This is a genomic window from Escherichia sp. E10V5, assembly GCF_004212315.1.
GTDB lineage: Bacteria > Pseudomonadota > Gammaproteobacteria > Enterobacterales > Enterobacteriaceae > Escherichia.
Genome location: NZ_RHJM01000028.1, coordinates 106,712 through 120,027 on the forward strand (window position 1 = coordinate 106,712; position 13,316 = coordinate 120,027).

A 13,316-nucleotide genomic window follows, 5' to 3' on the forward strand; every position below is an offset into this window, starting at 1 on the left:
AATTTCCTCCCGGTAAAAATTACTTCTCAATACCTGGCTGACCAACATTCGGGCGCCAGCTCTCCCAGTTAAAATTCACCCAGCGCCCGCCGTTCATGGTCATGCGATCCATAATCCGCTCGCCGAGCAATGTTTTCATGGCCTCATAGTTCAGGTTTGTCAGCATCCCCACGCTGCGCATCGACGCTGTCCGGCGATCAACAATCTGATGCAGTACCACCTGCTCGTTTTTCGTCTCGCGCTGAATGCCAATTTCATCAAGAACCAGCAGATCCACTTCGCACAGTTCCCGCAAAAATTTTTCGCCTGATTGCCCGTCGTCATAGCTGGCGTGTAGAGCACTCATGACATCAGCCACGGTAACCACAATCACTGTCTTGCCATCTTTCAGCAGGCGATTCCCGATAGCCGCCGCCAGATGGTTTTTTCCGGTACCAGGTTTTCCGCTGAACGCAAAATTTGTACACCCGGTCATCAGTTCATCAGCGATAGATTTCGCCTGGCTCAACGCGTATCGCTGACCGTCGTTCTGCACCTGGTAATTCGCAAACGAGCATTTACGGTGCAACGGCTGGATGCCTGAGCGATTCAGAATTTTTTCCACCCGCAATTGGCGATTCAGGCGGTTGATCTCCTCGCTACGTTTCTGGCCTTCAGCAAGTTGCCACTCGCGCCACTCCGCTACCGTTCTGAATGGCGCGGTTACATGTGGCGGGGCCAGCCTGCGGATACGTTCAAGAACGCCGCCTGTCGCAATATTTTTCATGATCAGTTACCCCCTGAAGCCTGGCGGGATCGCACTATCCGGTAACGAGACGGTGTTAACCTGTCGGAGTAACGTCTCAGGTCGAACACCTTTCGGCGCGAACAAGCCCTGGTATTCATTGGCGATGCTGTGTCGAATCACCTGCTCAGGTGAAAAACCCTGCTGGCGGAATTTTTCCAGCTCCCGTATCGCCCCGTTAGCGCCCTGCTCCGTTCGAATCGGTTTACGCAATGCCTGGCGAAATTCAACCCACTCACGCCAAAGCGAGACAGAAATCCAGTTCGGCAAAGCAATATCCAGAGGGTCAAACTTTTTGACACCTCGATTTCCCCGGGGGGGATTTAGGGGGGGATCTGTTTTTAGATCTTTATCTGTATCTTTATTAGTTGCCTTTGTGTTGACATCATGTTCAAACACCACTTCAACATCTGTTTGAACACCTGTTAAATTTCTCTCTTGTTTTGTTTGAACATCTGCTTCCTTTCTGCTTCTTCTGGCCTGAACAGATGCTTTTCCTGCGGCTGATTTTTTGGTTAATTTTTCCCTGACTGATGCCAGATCTTCCTCAATCCGAAGATGCACCCATTCCTCGCCGTTATCGCAAAAAAACTCCCGCAAGGATGGTTCAACATCAGCCCATCGCTCGTTAGTCAGACGGGCAATTTTTGCCAGCCTGTTTTTGGGTATTGGCTTTCCTGTTTGCCAGTAATTGAACATCAGCAACAAATACGCACCGTGCTCCTCTGCTGACAAATGCATGGTGTCAGCCAGGTAATCAGCTATGTACAGTTGCATATATGGTAATGCGGCCATAATTGCCTCATCTGGTGCCGAACCTTCCTCCGGATATAATCTGTGATTCCCCAATCAACAGAACCCAAGGAGGTTCGACATGTCTTTAATGGCTGTTTGCCAAAAAATTAAAAATCACATGCGCACTGTGTACAAAATTAACCAGCACGACCTCGACATGATTAACCTGGTAACATGCAGAGCTATAGTTCTCACCCGCTTCCATCTGATTCTTGCAAATCACTCACGGGATTCTCTCCTGAGCCCCAGTAGCTATGATTCGCTGGCGAGATTGCTATACCAGGCAAGTGAAAAACGTATTACTGATCCCTTATCTGTTTCCCCTGTCCTTGCTCTTCACATTCTGGAAGACGCTCTCTATGACCCCCGTCAGGAATGCGACTATCAATTTCTTGAAGCTGAGAAATCAATGAGAGAATGGTTCGTTGAATATCGAGAACGGCAGCAAAAGTTACCCTCAGAGTATTCAGAACTTCCGCAACTTCGCTGGAGTGACCTTCCGAACGAATTATTTGCTCTGACCCCAGAAAATTAATTCTTGGGGATAAATCGTCCATAACTGAGCGCAGGCTAAGTTCTGCGCTCTGAAGCTTCCGAACCGAAGTTTCTGTACCCCAACCCGCAATTTCTGCATTTTTTGCAAGTTTCAGGATCCAGTCTCGTAGTTCGCCGGGAGTAAGATTTCCAGCATTGATAAACGGTTTGATTTTCATTGTTAGTTACCCTATCCACTTAATGAACAATGACAGAATCGTCGGAAGACCCGCCGCCGCTGAAATGCGCTTTCTGGTAAACGGCCTGGACTGCATCATCATGCGCATCAATTGCCGTACTCAACGCTTCCTGCGCCGCCAGTAATGCACGGCGTTCCAAGGTATCGAAGATGCAGAGTCGGTGACGCAGCTCGCGCGGAAGGATTGCCAGAATTGCAGGGATCAGTTTCTGAATTTTTTCCCTTTGCGCTTCCGTTTCACCTTTTAACCAACGGTGATAGATGTTCTGCTGATTATTCCAGTCCTTGCCTGGTACCAGGGGCAATTCGCCGCCCCCCTGGCGCAGATATTCTTCAGTAATTGCGTTAGCGACCCACGCCTGCCCTTTTTCAGCGGCTAGGGCTAACAACACTGATTCGATGTGCTCATGCCTGATTTTCATGAATCAACTCCTGTGCATTTTGTGTGTTAGCCTTACATCCAACAGGTAAACCATCGGTCGGATTCGGGTAGATATCAGGCCGGAGTTCATGAGGTGTAACCTCGAAATTCGTAGCCTCTGCGATACGCAATACCTTTTCAGGACTTAACTGACTACGTCCAGTAGCAACGAGGCTAATCATTGATTGCGAACAACCAGCCAGCGCGGCCAAACAAGACTGTCGTACACGATTTTTTTTCAAATATTCATCTAATGTCATAAGGGTCACCTTAGTAATGTTTACCAAAATATTAACTATACTAATTTAAATGATCAATACTTATATCAGTTTGAGATTATGAGCTGTGTTCATAAGATGGTTGTATGAGAAGAAAACGCGAAGAAATCGCATCGCCAGAAGCTACGCAGCGTCTACGCGGAATCTGGGATGCAAAAAAAAGAGAGCTCAAACTGACTCAGGAGCTTGCTGCCGAGCTAATGGGCTTTGAGACGCAATCTACGGTTAGCCACTATCTCAACGGAAAGGCTCCACTTAACACTGATGCGGCATTAAAATTCGCAGTATTGCTAAGAGTTAAGCCTGAAGACTTGAGGCCTGATTTAGCTGATCTGATGAATTACGTACGTTCCTCTGGAACTTATGACGAAAGTTTCGAAGGCGAAGGGTGGCGGATGGTTAACAAGCAACAAGCTGATTTACTGGATCTTTTTGATATCCTCCCCGAATCAGAAAAAGCAAAACTAATCGAAAGGCTTAAAGGCCAGAATGAACTCTACAAAGAAGCGTTTGAAAATATGCTGGCAGCTCAGAAACGCATGAAGAAATAGCTCCCACCACCTCGTAACTAAACCGCCATCCCTGGCGGTTTTTTTGTCCCCTCCGCCCCCATCACCTTACTTTTTTATCAAAAAAAACACTAAAATTTTCATTAGGATAGTACATTTTTATCAACAAAATGCATATTTGTGTTGATCATCAATATGAACATAACTAATATTATTACAGAAGCAGCACGGCGCTGTAGGTTTTAGTTCCGCCACCCGGCGTTAAGGGGAGAGATAAGATGGTGCATTACGAAGTAGTTCAGTATTTGATGGATTGTTGCGGTATCACTTACAACCAGGCTGTGCAGGCTCTACGCAGCAACGACTGGGATCTCTGGCAGGCAGAAGCCTCTATCCGCAACAACAAGATGTGAGGGTTCCCAAAATGCAAAAAATCGACCTCGGCAACAACGATTCCCTAGTGTGTGGCGTGTTCCCCAACCAGGATGGAACGTTCACCGCCATGACTTATACCAAAAGCAAGACATTCAAAACTGAAACGGGCGCACGTCGCTGGCTTGCCAGAAATACTTGCTAATCCATTATTTGGATTAATTCAATATTCTCGCTGTAGGGGTATAGCCGAGGCCACCAAAGCCCGGAGGTGGTGAAATAAAACCGGGCACAACACGAAGGCGCACTTCCTATATTCATAAAGAGTCGGTCTTGTCTGTTAAATTTAAATGGTGGGAGTGCGCCTCCGGTTGTGAATAACAACACAGCTGTGTGTAGTCCTGGCGGCATCAGTTTTTTCTTGAAGTTCGACTGATGTCCGCCCTTTTTAAAGTGAATTTTGTGATGCGGTGAATGCGGCTAAGCGCACGCGGCACAGTTAAAAGTCATGTTAGTCCTTATTGGTTTGGGTGGGAAAGCCGACTGTAATTGTTAACTGGTTGCAGTCACCTGGAGGCACCAGGCACCGCATCAACAAAGTTCATTTGTAAAAATGGAGATAATTATGATTGCACATCACTTCGGAACTGATGAAATACCACGTCAGTGTGTGACTCCTGGTGACTATGTTCTTCATGAAGGCCGGACATATATTGCCTCGGCAAACAATATTAAAAAGCGAAAACTTTATATTCGTAACCTGACCACAAAAACATGCATTACTGACTGCATGATTAAAGTCTTCCTCGGTCGTGATGGTTTACCTGTAAAGGCGGAGTCATGGTGATGACTAAGAAAATAAAATGTGCTTACCACCTTTGCAATAAAGAAATTGAAGAAAGCAAAAGTATTAAAAGACCACTTCATTTCATGCGTGGAGTTATCCCAACGACGGAAATGAAAAAATATTGTAGTGAAAATTGTGCCGAAAAAGACCAGATGGCACACGAACTTTAATTAACTGACTATTCGAAACTGAATTTATGCCAGCAATGGCAGGGATTCGCTCAACCTTAATTAAGGAGAAAAACATGAACACCAATTATGAAGCCACTGTTGCAACTACTGATAACATTGTTCACGAGGTTTACCTGGAAGGAAAGCATATTGGCTACGTAATTAAAACAGAAAATAAAGAAACCCCATTCACTGTGGTTGATATCGACGGTCTATCAGGAAACTTTAAAACTCTTGTTGAAGGTGCCACAAAAATGTGCCTGGTTTACATCGGAAATAATCTGCCCGCAGAAAAAAAGCCGAATTTCTGGCAACTCTGATTGCAATGAAATTAAAAGGTGAAATCTGAAAAAAAGAAAGCCTGCACAGTGTGCAGGCCTGAGTGAAGAACCTGGGACATTTATTCATCACTCGCAGTAATTTTAATCTGAGTTGAGGTTAAAAAACAATGAGCACAAAACCACTCTTCCTGTTACGGAAAGCGAAAAAATCATCCGGTGAACCTGACGTCGTCCTGTGGGCAAGCGACGATTTTGAATCGACCAGCACCACTCTGGACTATCTGCTCGTTAAGTCAGGTAAAAAACTGAGCAACTATTTTAAAGCTGTTGCCACAAATTTTCCTGTCGTTAATGACCTTCCCCCTGAAGGTGAGATCGATTTTACCTGGAGTGAACGCTATCAACTCAGCAAAGACTCCATGACATGGGAACTAAAACCGGGAGCAGCGCCAGACGACGTTCACCATCAGGAGGATGCACCGGAAACCGAAGAACCGGCGGGAGGCCAGGAAGAAAACACACGGGCAGACGCTCACGGGGATTGCCAGGATTGCGAAGTCTCTGTATCTACTTTGCGGTTCACACAGCGTCTTCTGCACATTTTTACGTATGCAGCCGGGGAGCGGAAATACCTGCATCATGCCACCCGAGAACAACGCGAATACATTACTGCTCTTGAGATGGATCAGGAAAACAGCTATGTCCAGAATCTGCTGTTGGCCATACGCGGCATGGCAGAACCGACAACTCTGGATAATGCCGCCCTGCTCCGCCTGACTGATGCAATTAAGGCAGTTTTCTCTATCACGAAAAAACATCAGCCCTATGAATTTAAGAATTTCATTTTAGCCTGGCTGGATACCGAACACATTGATCGCGGTCTTCTGACAAAAGAATGGCGAAAAGGGAATCGTGTTTCACGCATCACTCGCACGGCTTCCGGTGCTAATGCTGGCGGCGGGAACCTCACCGATCGCGGCGAAGGTTTCGTCCACGATCTGACGTCACTGGCGCGCGATGTAGCCACTGGCGTACTGGCCCGTTCAATGGACGTGGACATCTATAACCTTCATCCGGCACACGCTAAACGCATTGAGGAAATTATCGCTGAAAATAAACCGCCCTTTTCTGTTTTCCGCGACAAATTCATCACCATGCCTGGCGGGCTGGATTATTCCCGCGCCATCGTGGTTGCGTCCGTAAAAGAAGCACCAATCGGTATAGAGGCTATCTCGCACCATGTCACCGAATATCTGAACAGGGTACTGACTGAAACCGATCATGCCAACCCTGATCCGGAAATCGTGGATATTGCCTGCGGTCGCTCCTCTGCCCCGATGCCGCAGCGTGTAACAGAAGAAGGAAAACAGGATGATGATGAAAAACCGCAACCATCTGGAACAACGGCAGATGAACAGGGAGAGGCTGAAACAATGGAACCGGACGCAACTGAACATCATCAGGACACGCAGCCGCTGGATGCTCAGTCACAGGTAAATTCTGTTGATGCGAAATATCAGGAACTGCGGGCAGAACTCCATGAAGCCCGGAAAAACATTCCATCAAAAAATCCTGTCGATGCCGACAAATTGCTTGCTGCATCACGTGGTGAATTTGTTGACGGAATTAGCGACCCGAACGATCCGAAATGGGTTAAGGGGATCCAGACTCGCGATTCTGTGTACCAGAACCAGCCAGAAACGAAACAAAACACGCCAGAAACTGAAAAAACCAGCCCGGATGTGAAACAACCTGAGCCAGTAGTGCAACAGGAACCGGAAAAAGTCTGCAATGCCTGTGGCAAGACTGGCGGGGATAACTGCCCTGACTGTGGTGCGGTGATGGGCGACGCAACATACCAGGAAACATTCGATGAAGAGAATCAGGTTGAAGCTAAGGAAAATGATCCGGAGGAAATGGAAGGCGCTGAACATCCGCACAATGAGAATGCTGGCAGCGATCCACATCGCGATTGCAGTGATGAAACTGGCGAAGTCGCAGATCCCGTAATCGTGGAAGACATAGAGCCAGGTATTTATTACGGAATTTCGAATGAGAATTACCACGCGGGTCCCGGTGTCAGTAAGTCTCAGCTCGACGACATTGCTGATACTCCGGCACTGTATTTGTGGCGTAAAAATGCCCCCGTGGACACCACAAAGACAAAAACGCTCGATTTAGGAACCGCTTTCCACTGCCGGGTACTTGAACCGGAAGAATTCAGTAACCGCTTTATCGTAGCACCTGAATTTAACCGCCGTACAAACGCCGGAAAAGAAGAAGAGAAAGCGTTTCTGATGGAATGCGCAAGCACAGGAAAAACGGTTATCACTGCGGAAGAAGGCCGGAAAATTGAACTCATGTATCAAAGCGTTATGGCTTTGCCGCTGGGGCAATGGCTTGTTGAAAGCGCCGGACACGCTGAATCATCAATTTACTGGGAAGATCCTGAAACAGGAATTTTGTGTCGGTGCCGTCCGGACAAAATTATCCCTGAATTTCACTGGATCATGGACGTGAAAACTACGGCGGATATTCAACGATTCAAAACCGCTTATTACGACTACCGCTATCACGTTCAGGATGCATTCTACAGTGACGGTTATGAAGCACAGTTTGGAGTGCAGCCAACTTTCGTTTTTCTGGTTGCCAGCACAACTATTGAATGCGGACGTTATCCGGTTGAAATTTTCATGATGGGCGAAGAAGCAAAACTGGCAGGTCAGCTGGAATATCACCGCAATCTGCGAACCCTGGCTGACTGCCTCAATACCGATGAATGGCCAGCTATTAAGACGTTATCACTGCCCCGCTGGGCTAAGGAATATGCAAATGACTAAGCAACCACCAATCGCAAAAGCCGATCTGCAAAAAACTCAGGGAAACCGTGCACCAGCAGCAATTAAAAATAACGACGTGATTAGTTTTATTAACCAGCCATCAATGAAAGAGCAACTGGCAGCAGCTCTTCCACGCCATATGACGGCTGAACGTATGATCCGTATCGCCACCACAGAAATTCGTAAAGTTCCGGCGTTAGGAAACTGTGACACTATGAGTTTTGTCAGTGCAATCGTACAGTGTTCACAGCTCGGACTTGAGCCAGGTAGCGCCCTCGGTCATGCATATTTACTGCCTTTTGGTAATAAAAACGAAAAGAGCGGTAAAAAAAACGTTCAGCTAATCATTGGCTATCGCGGCATGATTGATCTGGCTCGCCGTTCAGGTCAAATCGCCAGCCTGTCAGCCCGTGTTGTCCGTGAAGGTGACGAGTTTAATTTCGAATTTGGCCTTGATGAAAAGTTAATACACCGCCCAGGAGAAAACGAAGATGCCCCGGTTACCCACGTCTATGCTGTCGCAAGACTGAAAGACGGAGGCACTCAGTTTGAAGTTATGACGCGCAAACAGATTGAGCTGGTGCGCAGCCAGAGTAAAGCTGGTAATAACGGGCCGTGGGTAACTCACTGGGAAGAAATGGCAAAGAAAACGGCTATTCGTCGCCTGTTCAAATACCTGCCCGTATCAATTGAGATCCAGCGTGCAGTATCAATGGATGAAAAGGAACCACTGACAATCGATCCTGCAGATTCCTCTGTATTAACCGGGGAATACAGTGTAATCGATAATTCAGAGGAATAATTCAGCCTGGCGGTGTAATGCACCGCCAACTTGAAATATTTTTTATGAGAAAAATTATGAGATATGACAATGTTAAACCATGTCCATTTTGTGGTTGTCCATCAGTAACGGTGAAAGCCATTTCAGGATATTACCGAGCGAAGTGTAACGGATGCGAATCCCGAACCGGTTATGGTGGAAGTGAAAAAGAAGCACTCGAAAGATGGAATAAACGAACCACTGGAAATAATAATGGAGGTGTTCATGTATAAAATTACCGCCACTATTGAAAAGGAAGGTGGCACTCCTACTAACTGGACAAGATATTCAAAATCTAAACTAACGAAATCAGAATGCGAAAAAATGCTCTCAGGTAAAAAAGAAGCAGGCGTTTCCAGAGAGCAGAAAGTAAAACTGATAAATTTTAATTGCGAGAAACTTCAGTCCTCGTGAATTGCATTGTATTCAAATTAAAACTTCATAGCTGATTATTAATAATCAACATCGGGCGTCAATTTCAGTCTAACATTGGCGCCTGCCAGAGGTGATGCGATGGCACAAGTAATCTTTAATGAAGAGTGGATGGTTGAATACGGCCTGATGCTTCGCACTGGTCTGGGGGCCAGACAAATTGAAGCATACCGCCAGAACTGTTGGGTGGAAGGTTTCCACTTCAAACGAGTATCTCCTTTAGGGAAGCCAGACAGTAAGCGAGGGATTATCTGGTACAACTATCCAAAGATAAATCAGTTTATCAAAGACTCATGATATGTCTAAATTACCAACAGGTGTCGAGATTCGAGGTAAATACATTCGCATCTGGTTCATGTTTCGAGGAAAACGATGTCGGGAAACATTGAAAGGCTGGGAGGTTACTAACAGTAACATTAAAAAGGCCGGAAATTTAAGAGCGTTGATAGTTCATGAAATCAACTCCGGTGAATTTGAGTATTTAAGACGTTTTCCCCAGTCCAGTACTGGGGCAAAAATGGTGACAACGAGGGTCATAAAAACGTTCGGCGAGCTTTGTGATATCTGGACAAAAATTAAAGAAACAGAGTTAACAACAAACACAATGAAGAAAACGAAATCACAATTAAAAACACTCAGGATAATAATTTGTGAGAGTACCCCGATATCACATATTCGTTATAGCGATATCTTAAACTACCGGAATGAACTGCTGCATGGAGAAACGCTTTACCTGGATAATCCAAGATCCAACAAAAAAGGAAGAACCGTGCGCACAGTTGATAACTATATTGCCCTGCTCTGTTCGTTGTTACGTTTTGCGTATCAGTCGGGATTTATATCAACCAAACCATTTGAAGGAGTAAAAAAATTACAGCGAAACAGAATAAAGCCTGATCCGTTATCTAAAACAGAATTCAATGCATTAATGGAAAGTGAAAAAGGACAGAGCCAGAACTTGTGGAAATTTGCCGTTTACTCCGGGCTTCGTCACGGGGAACTGGCTGCTCTGGCGTGGGAGGATGTGGATTTCGAGAAGGGAATTGTGAATGTCAGAAGAAACCTGACGATACTTGATATGTTCGGTCCCCCAAAAACAAATGCGGGGATCCGGACGGTAACACTACTACAGCCTGCTCTTGAGGCACTGAAGGAGCAATACAAACTGACCGGGCATCATCGCAAAAGCGAAATCACCTTTTATCATCGGGAGTACGGCAGAACCGAAAAGCAAAAACTGCATTTTGTTTTCATGCCCAGAGTGTGTAACGGAAAACAGAAACCTTATTACTCGGTAAGCAGTTTGGGTGCGAGATGGAATGCAGCAGTAAAACGTGCTGGTATTCGCCGCCGTAATCCGTACCATACGCGACATACTTTTGCCTGCTGGCTGTTGACGGCAGGAGCGAACCCGGCATTTATAGCCAGCCAGATGGGGCATGAAACTGCGCAGATGGTGTATGAAATTTACGGCATGTGGATTGAGGACATGAACGACGAACAGGTAGCCATGTTGAATGCGCGGTTATCGTAGTTGCAAAGTTTGCCCCCAATTTGCCCCATTTAGTACCAGAGAACTGAAATAATGCAAGAAAATCAAAAGAATACGAAGAAAGAGATATACAACCTGAACAAATTGCAAAAACGTCTGCGTCGTAACGTGGGCGAAGCCATTGCTGACTTCAATATGATTGAAGATGGCGACCGCATTATGGTTTGCCTCTCCGGGGGCAAAGACAGCTATACCATGCTGGAGATCCTGCGTAATTTGCAGCAAAGCGCGCCAATCAATTTCTCGCTGGTTGCCGTTAACCTCGACCAGAAACAGCCTGGTTTCCCGGAACACGTCCTGCCGGAGTATCTCGATAAACTGGGCGTTGAGTATAAGATTGTTGAAGAGAATACTTACGGGATCGTAAAAGAGAAAATCCCTGAAGGAAAAACTACCTGCTCGCTCTGCTCTCGTCTGCGTCGCGGTATCCTTTATCGCACCGCAACAGAACTGGGTGCCACGAAAATCGCACTGGGTCACCACCGCGACGATATCCTGCAAACGCTGTTCTTAAATATGTTCTACGGTGGCAAGATGAAGGGGATGCCGCCGAAACTGATGAGCGATGATGGCAAACATATCGTGATTCGTCCGCTGGCCTACTGCCGCGAAAAAGATATTCAGCGTTTTGCCGATGCGAAAGCGTTCCCGATTATTCCATGTAACCTGTGCGGCTCGCAGCCTAACCTGCAACGTCAGGTGATTGCCGATATGCTTCGCGACTGGGATAAGCGTTATCCGGGACGTATCGAGACAATGTTCAGCGCGATGCAAAATGTAGTGCCGTCTCATCTGTGCGATACCAGTCTGTTCGATTTCAAAGGCATTACCCACGGTTCAGAAGTGGTTAACGGCGGTGATCTGGCGTTTGATCGCGAAGAGCTCCCACTACAACCGACGGGCTGGCAGCCTGAAGAAGACGAAAATCAGCTGGATGAACTGCGGCTGAATGTGGTTGAAGTGAAATAATCAGGATAACGCCCGATGCGTAAGATTATCGGGCTACTCTTATGCATGCCGGATAAGACGCGGCCAGCGTCGCATCCGGCAAGATGTTTAGCCTTGCATCAGGCAATTCAACATTTCGTTATTTGAATAACCGTACCCGGCAAGTTTTTCCTTTAATCTTACCGCCCTGTAACTGCTCCCATGTCTTATGAGCAACAGCCTGTCGCACTGCGACATAGACATGCGCTGGGTGCACGGTGATTTTGCCAATATCTGCGCCATCCAGCCCGATATCTCCTGTCAGCGCGCCTAATACATCACCCGGACGCATTTTGGCTTTTTTCCCGCCATCGATACACAACGTTGCCATTTCAGCCTCCAGCGGCACAATGTCCCTGCTGGCTGGTAACGTTTGCCAGTTAAGTTTCATCTGCAACATGTCGGCAATGATATTAGCGCGCTGTGCTTCTTCTGGCGCACAGAAACTGATTGCCAGACCGCTATTCCCGGCACGCGCCGTACGCCCGATACGATGCACATGAACTTCAGGATCCCACGCCAGCTCAAAGTTCACCACCAGCTCAAGCGATTTAATATCCAGACCACGCGCAGCGACATCGGTCGCTACCAGCACACGAGCGCTACCGTTGGCAAAACGAACCAACGTCTGGTCGCGATCGCGCTGTTCCAGATCGCCATGTAACGACAATGCACTTTGCCCCACTTCATTCAGCGCGTCACACACAGCCTGGCAATCTTTTTTGGTGTTACAAAACACCACACAAGACGCTGGCTGATGCAAACTTAATAACCGTTGCAACAACGGAATTTTGCCCTTGCTGGATGTCTCATAAAATTGTTGTTCAATAGGCGGAAGAGCATCTGTTGTGTCTATTTCAATCGCCAGGGGATCTCGTTGTACACGACCGCTTATCGCGGCGATCGCTTCCGGCCAGGTGGCAGAGAAGAGAAGCGTCTGGCGAGAAGCTGGCGCAAAACCGATGACTTCATCAATTGCGTCGCTAAACCCCATATCTAGCATACGGTCGGCTTCATCCATGACCAACGTATTCAACGCATCTAACGAAACAGTTCCTTTTTGCAGGTGATCCAGCAAACGCCCCGGCGTTGCCACGATGATATGCGGCGCGTGTTGCAGTGAATCGCGCTGAATGCCAAACGGCTGACCGCCGCATAAGGTCAAGATCTTGGTATTTGGTAGGAAACGCGCCAGCCGACGTAACTCCCCTGCGACTTGATCCGCCAGTTCACGAGTCGGACACAGCACTAAAGCCTGAGTCTGAAACAGCGACGCATCAATTTGCTGTAACAACCCGAGGCCAAATGCCGCGGTTTTTCCGCTGCCGGTTTTCGCCTGCACGCGAACATCTTTTCCAGCAAGGATCGCCGGAAGTGCGGCGGCCTGCACTGGTGTCATGGTTAAGTAACCCAACTCATTAAGGTTAGTGAGCTGGGCGGGAGGCAAAACGTTCAGGGTAGAAAAAGCGGTCACAATCTATTCTCGTGGTCATCA

General features: G+C 47.1%; 18 protein-coding genes and 1 pseudogene. 13 read left to right on the top strand and 6 right to left on the bottom strand.

Annotated elements, in window-relative coordinates; all coding sequences use genetic code 11:
• Positions 1 to 19 precede the first annotated feature (19 nt).
• The 5 genes from D9738_RS19115 to D9738_RS19135 all read right to left on the bottom strand — a co-directional run bounded on the left by D9738_RS19115 (position 20) and on the right by D9738_RS19135 (position 2,993).
• Positions 20 to 766 (bottom strand): ATP-binding protein, encoded by a 747-nt coding sequence (locus D9738_RS19115; protein WP_130260901.1) that lies wholly within the window; start codon positions 764 to 766, stop codon positions 20 to 22.
• Between the two features lie 6 nt (positions 767 to 772).
• The gene (locus D9738_RS19120; RefSeq protein ID WP_130260902.1) at positions 773 to 1,579 is read right to left on the bottom strand and encodes a YdaU family protein; all 807 of its coding nucleotides are present in this window, start codon (positions 1,577 to 1,579) and stop codon (positions 773 to 775) included.
• A gap of 299 nt (positions 1,580 to 1,878) precedes the next feature.
• Positions 1,879 to 2,292: a hypothetical protein gene (locus tag D9738_RS19125; protein ID WP_130260903.1), complete on the bottom strand. Its 414-nt coding sequence runs from the start codon at positions 2,290 to 2,292 to the stop codon at positions 1,879 to 1,881.
• Between the two features lie 19 nt (positions 2,293 to 2,311).
• Positions 2,312 to 2,734, bottom strand: coding sequence for a toxin YdaT family protein (locus tag D9738_RS19130; protein ID WP_105289050.1), 423 nt, complete (start codon positions 2,732 to 2,734; stop codon positions 2,312 to 2,314).
• Positions 2,718 to 2,993 carry a YdaS family helix-turn-helix protein gene (locus tag D9738_RS19135; RefSeq protein WP_000171139.1) on the bottom strand — a complete coding sequence of 92 codons (276 nt, stop codon included), beginning with the start codon at positions 2,991 to 2,993 and terminating at the stop codon, positions 2,718 to 2,720. The genes D9738_RS19130 and D9738_RS19135 overlap by 17 nt, the downstream gene beginning before the upstream one ends.
• 104 nt (positions 2,994 to 3,097) lie before the next feature.
• Between D9738_RS19135 and D9738_RS19140 the strand changes: the two genes are divergently transcribed.
• The 13 genes and pseudogenes from D9738_RS19140 (at position 3,098) to ttcA (ending at position 11,803) form a co-directional block, all read left to right on the top strand.
• Positions 3,098 to 3,562: a helix-turn-helix domain-containing protein gene (locus D9738_RS19140; protein ID WP_001253184.1), complete on the top strand. Its 465-nt coding sequence runs from the start codon at positions 3,098 to 3,100 to the stop codon at positions 3,560 to 3,562.
• Positions 3,563 to 3,798: 236 nt separating this feature from the next.
• Entirely contained in the window at positions 3,799 to 3,933 is a 135-nt protein-coding gene (locus D9738_RS25465) for a hypothetical protein (protein ID WP_000233807.1), read from the top strand.
• An 11-nt stretch (positions 3,934 to 3,944) separates the two neighbouring features.
• Entirely contained in the window at positions 3,945 to 4,097 is a 153-nt protein-coding gene (locus D9738_RS19150) for a DUF1391 family protein (RefSeq protein WP_130260904.1), read from the top strand.
• Between the two features lie 420 nt (positions 4,098 to 4,517).
• Positions 4,518 to 4,739 carry a killing protein KilR gene (kilR, locus tag D9738_RS19155; RefSeq protein ID WP_000560220.1) on the top strand — a complete coding sequence of 74 codons (222 nt, stop codon included), beginning with the start codon at positions 4,518 to 4,520 and terminating at the stop codon, positions 4,737 to 4,739.
• Positions 4,739 to 4,909: a YdaE family protein gene (locus tag D9738_RS19160; RefSeq protein ID WP_130260905.1), complete on the top strand. Its 171-nt coding sequence runs from the start codon at positions 4,739 to 4,741 to the stop codon at positions 4,907 to 4,909. Before kilR ends, D9738_RS19160 begins: the two co-directional genes overlap by 1 nt.
• 74 nt (positions 4,910 to 4,983) lie before the next feature.
• Positions 4,984 to 5,258: pseudogene (locus D9738_RS19165) on the top strand (hypothetical protein).
• Positions 5,259 to 5,357: 99 nt separating this feature from the next.
• Positions 5,358 to 8,030 (top strand): exodeoxyribonuclease VIII, encoded by a 2,673-nt coding sequence (gene recE / locus D9738_RS19170; protein ID WP_130260906.1) that lies wholly within the window; start codon positions 5,358 to 5,360, stop codon positions 8,028 to 8,030.
• Entirely contained in the window at positions 8,023 to 8,832 is an 810-nt protein-coding gene (recT, locus tag D9738_RS19175; RefSeq protein ID WP_000166313.1) for a recombination protein RecT, read from the top strand. The genes recE and recT overlap by 8 nt, the downstream gene beginning before the upstream one ends.
• Before the next feature lie 56 nt (positions 8,833 to 8,888).
• Positions 8,889 to 9,083 (top strand): type I toxin-antitoxin system endodeoxyribonuclease toxin RalR, encoded by a 195-nt coding sequence (ralR, locus tag D9738_RS19180; protein ID WP_001317028.1) that lies wholly within the window; start codon positions 8,889 to 8,891, stop codon positions 9,081 to 9,083.
• Positions 9,076 to 9,264, top strand: a complete 189-nt coding sequence (locus tag D9738_RS19185) for a DUF1187 family protein (protein WP_001302840.1) — start codon at positions 9,076 to 9,078, stop codon at positions 9,262 to 9,264. The genes ralR and D9738_RS19185 overlap by 8 nt, the downstream gene beginning before the upstream one ends.
• Positions 9,265 to 9,363: 99 nt before the next feature.
• Positions 9,364 to 9,579 (top strand): excisionase XisR, encoded by a 216-nt coding sequence (gene xisR, locus D9738_RS19190; protein ID WP_000079604.1) that lies wholly within the window; start codon positions 9,364 to 9,366, stop codon positions 9,577 to 9,579.
• A gap of 1 nt (position 9,580) precedes the next feature.
• Complete coding sequence (locus D9738_RS19195) at positions 9,581 to 10,816, top strand: site-specific integrase (protein WP_130260907.1); 1,236 nt, start codon at positions 9,581 to 9,583, stop codon at positions 10,814 to 10,816.
• A gap of 51 nt (positions 10,817 to 10,867) precedes the next feature.
• Positions 10,868 to 11,803, top strand: coding sequence for a tRNA 2-thiocytidine(32) synthetase TtcA (gene ttcA / locus D9738_RS19200; protein ID WP_130260908.1), 936 nt, complete (start codon positions 10,868 to 10,870; stop codon positions 11,801 to 11,803).
• 118 nt (positions 11,804 to 11,921) lie between these two features.
• On the opposite strand, the gene dbpA is transcribed toward ttcA, so the two are convergent.
• Complete coding sequence (dbpA, locus tag D9738_RS19205; RefSeq protein WP_130260909.1) at positions 11,922 to 13,295, bottom strand: ATP-dependent RNA helicase DbpA; 1,374 nt, start codon at positions 13,293 to 13,295, stop codon at positions 11,922 to 11,924.
• Positions 13,296 to 13,316: the final 21 nt, after the last annotated feature.

Bases quoted from the DNA above. Each gene is read 5' to 3' on its own strand.
- D9738_RS19115 (WP_130260901.1), bottom strand. From the start codon at position 766: ATGAAAAATATTGCGACAGGCGGCGTTCTTGAACGTATCCGCAGGCTG.
- D9738_RS19120 (WP_130260902.1), bottom strand. From the start codon at position 1,579: ATGGCCGCATTACCATATATGCAACTGTACATAGCTGATTACCTGGCT.
- D9738_RS19125 (WP_130260903.1), bottom strand. From the start codon at position 2,292: ATGAAAATCAAACCGTTTATCAATGCTGGAAATCTTACTCCCGGCGAA.
- D9738_RS19130 (WP_105289050.1), bottom strand. From the start codon at position 2,734: ATGAAAATCAGGCATGAGCACATCGAATCAGTGTTGTTAGCCCTAGCC.
- D9738_RS19135 (WP_000171139.1), bottom strand. From the start codon at position 2,993: ATGACATTAGATGAATATTTGAAAAAAAATCGTGTACGACAGTCTTGT.
- D9738_RS19140 (WP_001253184.1), top strand. From the start codon at position 3,098: ATGAGAAGAAAACGCGAAGAAATCGCATCGCCAGAAGCTACGCAGCGT.
- D9738_RS25465 (WP_000233807.1), top strand. From the start codon at position 3,799: ATGGTGCATTACGAAGTAGTTCAGTATTTGATGGATTGTTGCGGTATC.
- D9738_RS19150 (WP_130260904.1), top strand. From the start codon at position 3,945: ATGCAAAAAATCGACCTCGGCAACAACGATTCCCTAGTGTGTGGCGTG.
- kilR (WP_000560220.1), top strand. From the start codon at position 4,518: ATGATTGCACATCACTTCGGAACTGATGAAATACCACGTCAGTGTGTG.
- D9738_RS19160 (WP_130260905.1), top strand. From the start codon at position 4,739: ATGACTAAGAAAATAAAATGTGCTTACCACCTTTGCAATAAAGAAATT.
- recE (WP_130260906.1), top strand. From the start codon at position 5,358: ATGAGCACAAAACCACTCTTCCTGTTACGGAAAGCGAAAAAATCATCC.
- recT (WP_000166313.1), top strand. From the start codon at position 8,023: ATGACTAAGCAACCACCAATCGCAAAAGCCGATCTGCAAAAAACTCAG.
- ralR (WP_001317028.1), top strand. From the start codon at position 8,889: ATGAGATATGACAATGTTAAACCATGTCCATTTTGTGGTTGTCCATCA.
- D9738_RS19185 (WP_001302840.1), top strand. From the start codon at position 9,076: ATGTATAAAATTACCGCCACTATTGAAAAGGAAGGTGGCACTCCTACT.
- xisR (WP_000079604.1), top strand. From the start codon at position 9,364: ATGGCACAAGTAATCTTTAATGAAGAGTGGATGGTTGAATACGGCCTG.
- D9738_RS19195 (WP_130260907.1), top strand. From the start codon at position 9,581: ATGTCTAAATTACCAACAGGTGTCGAGATTCGAGGTAAATACATTCGC.
- ttcA (WP_130260908.1), top strand. From the start codon at position 10,868: ATGCAAGAAAATCAAAAGAATACGAAGAAAGAGATATACAACCTGAAC.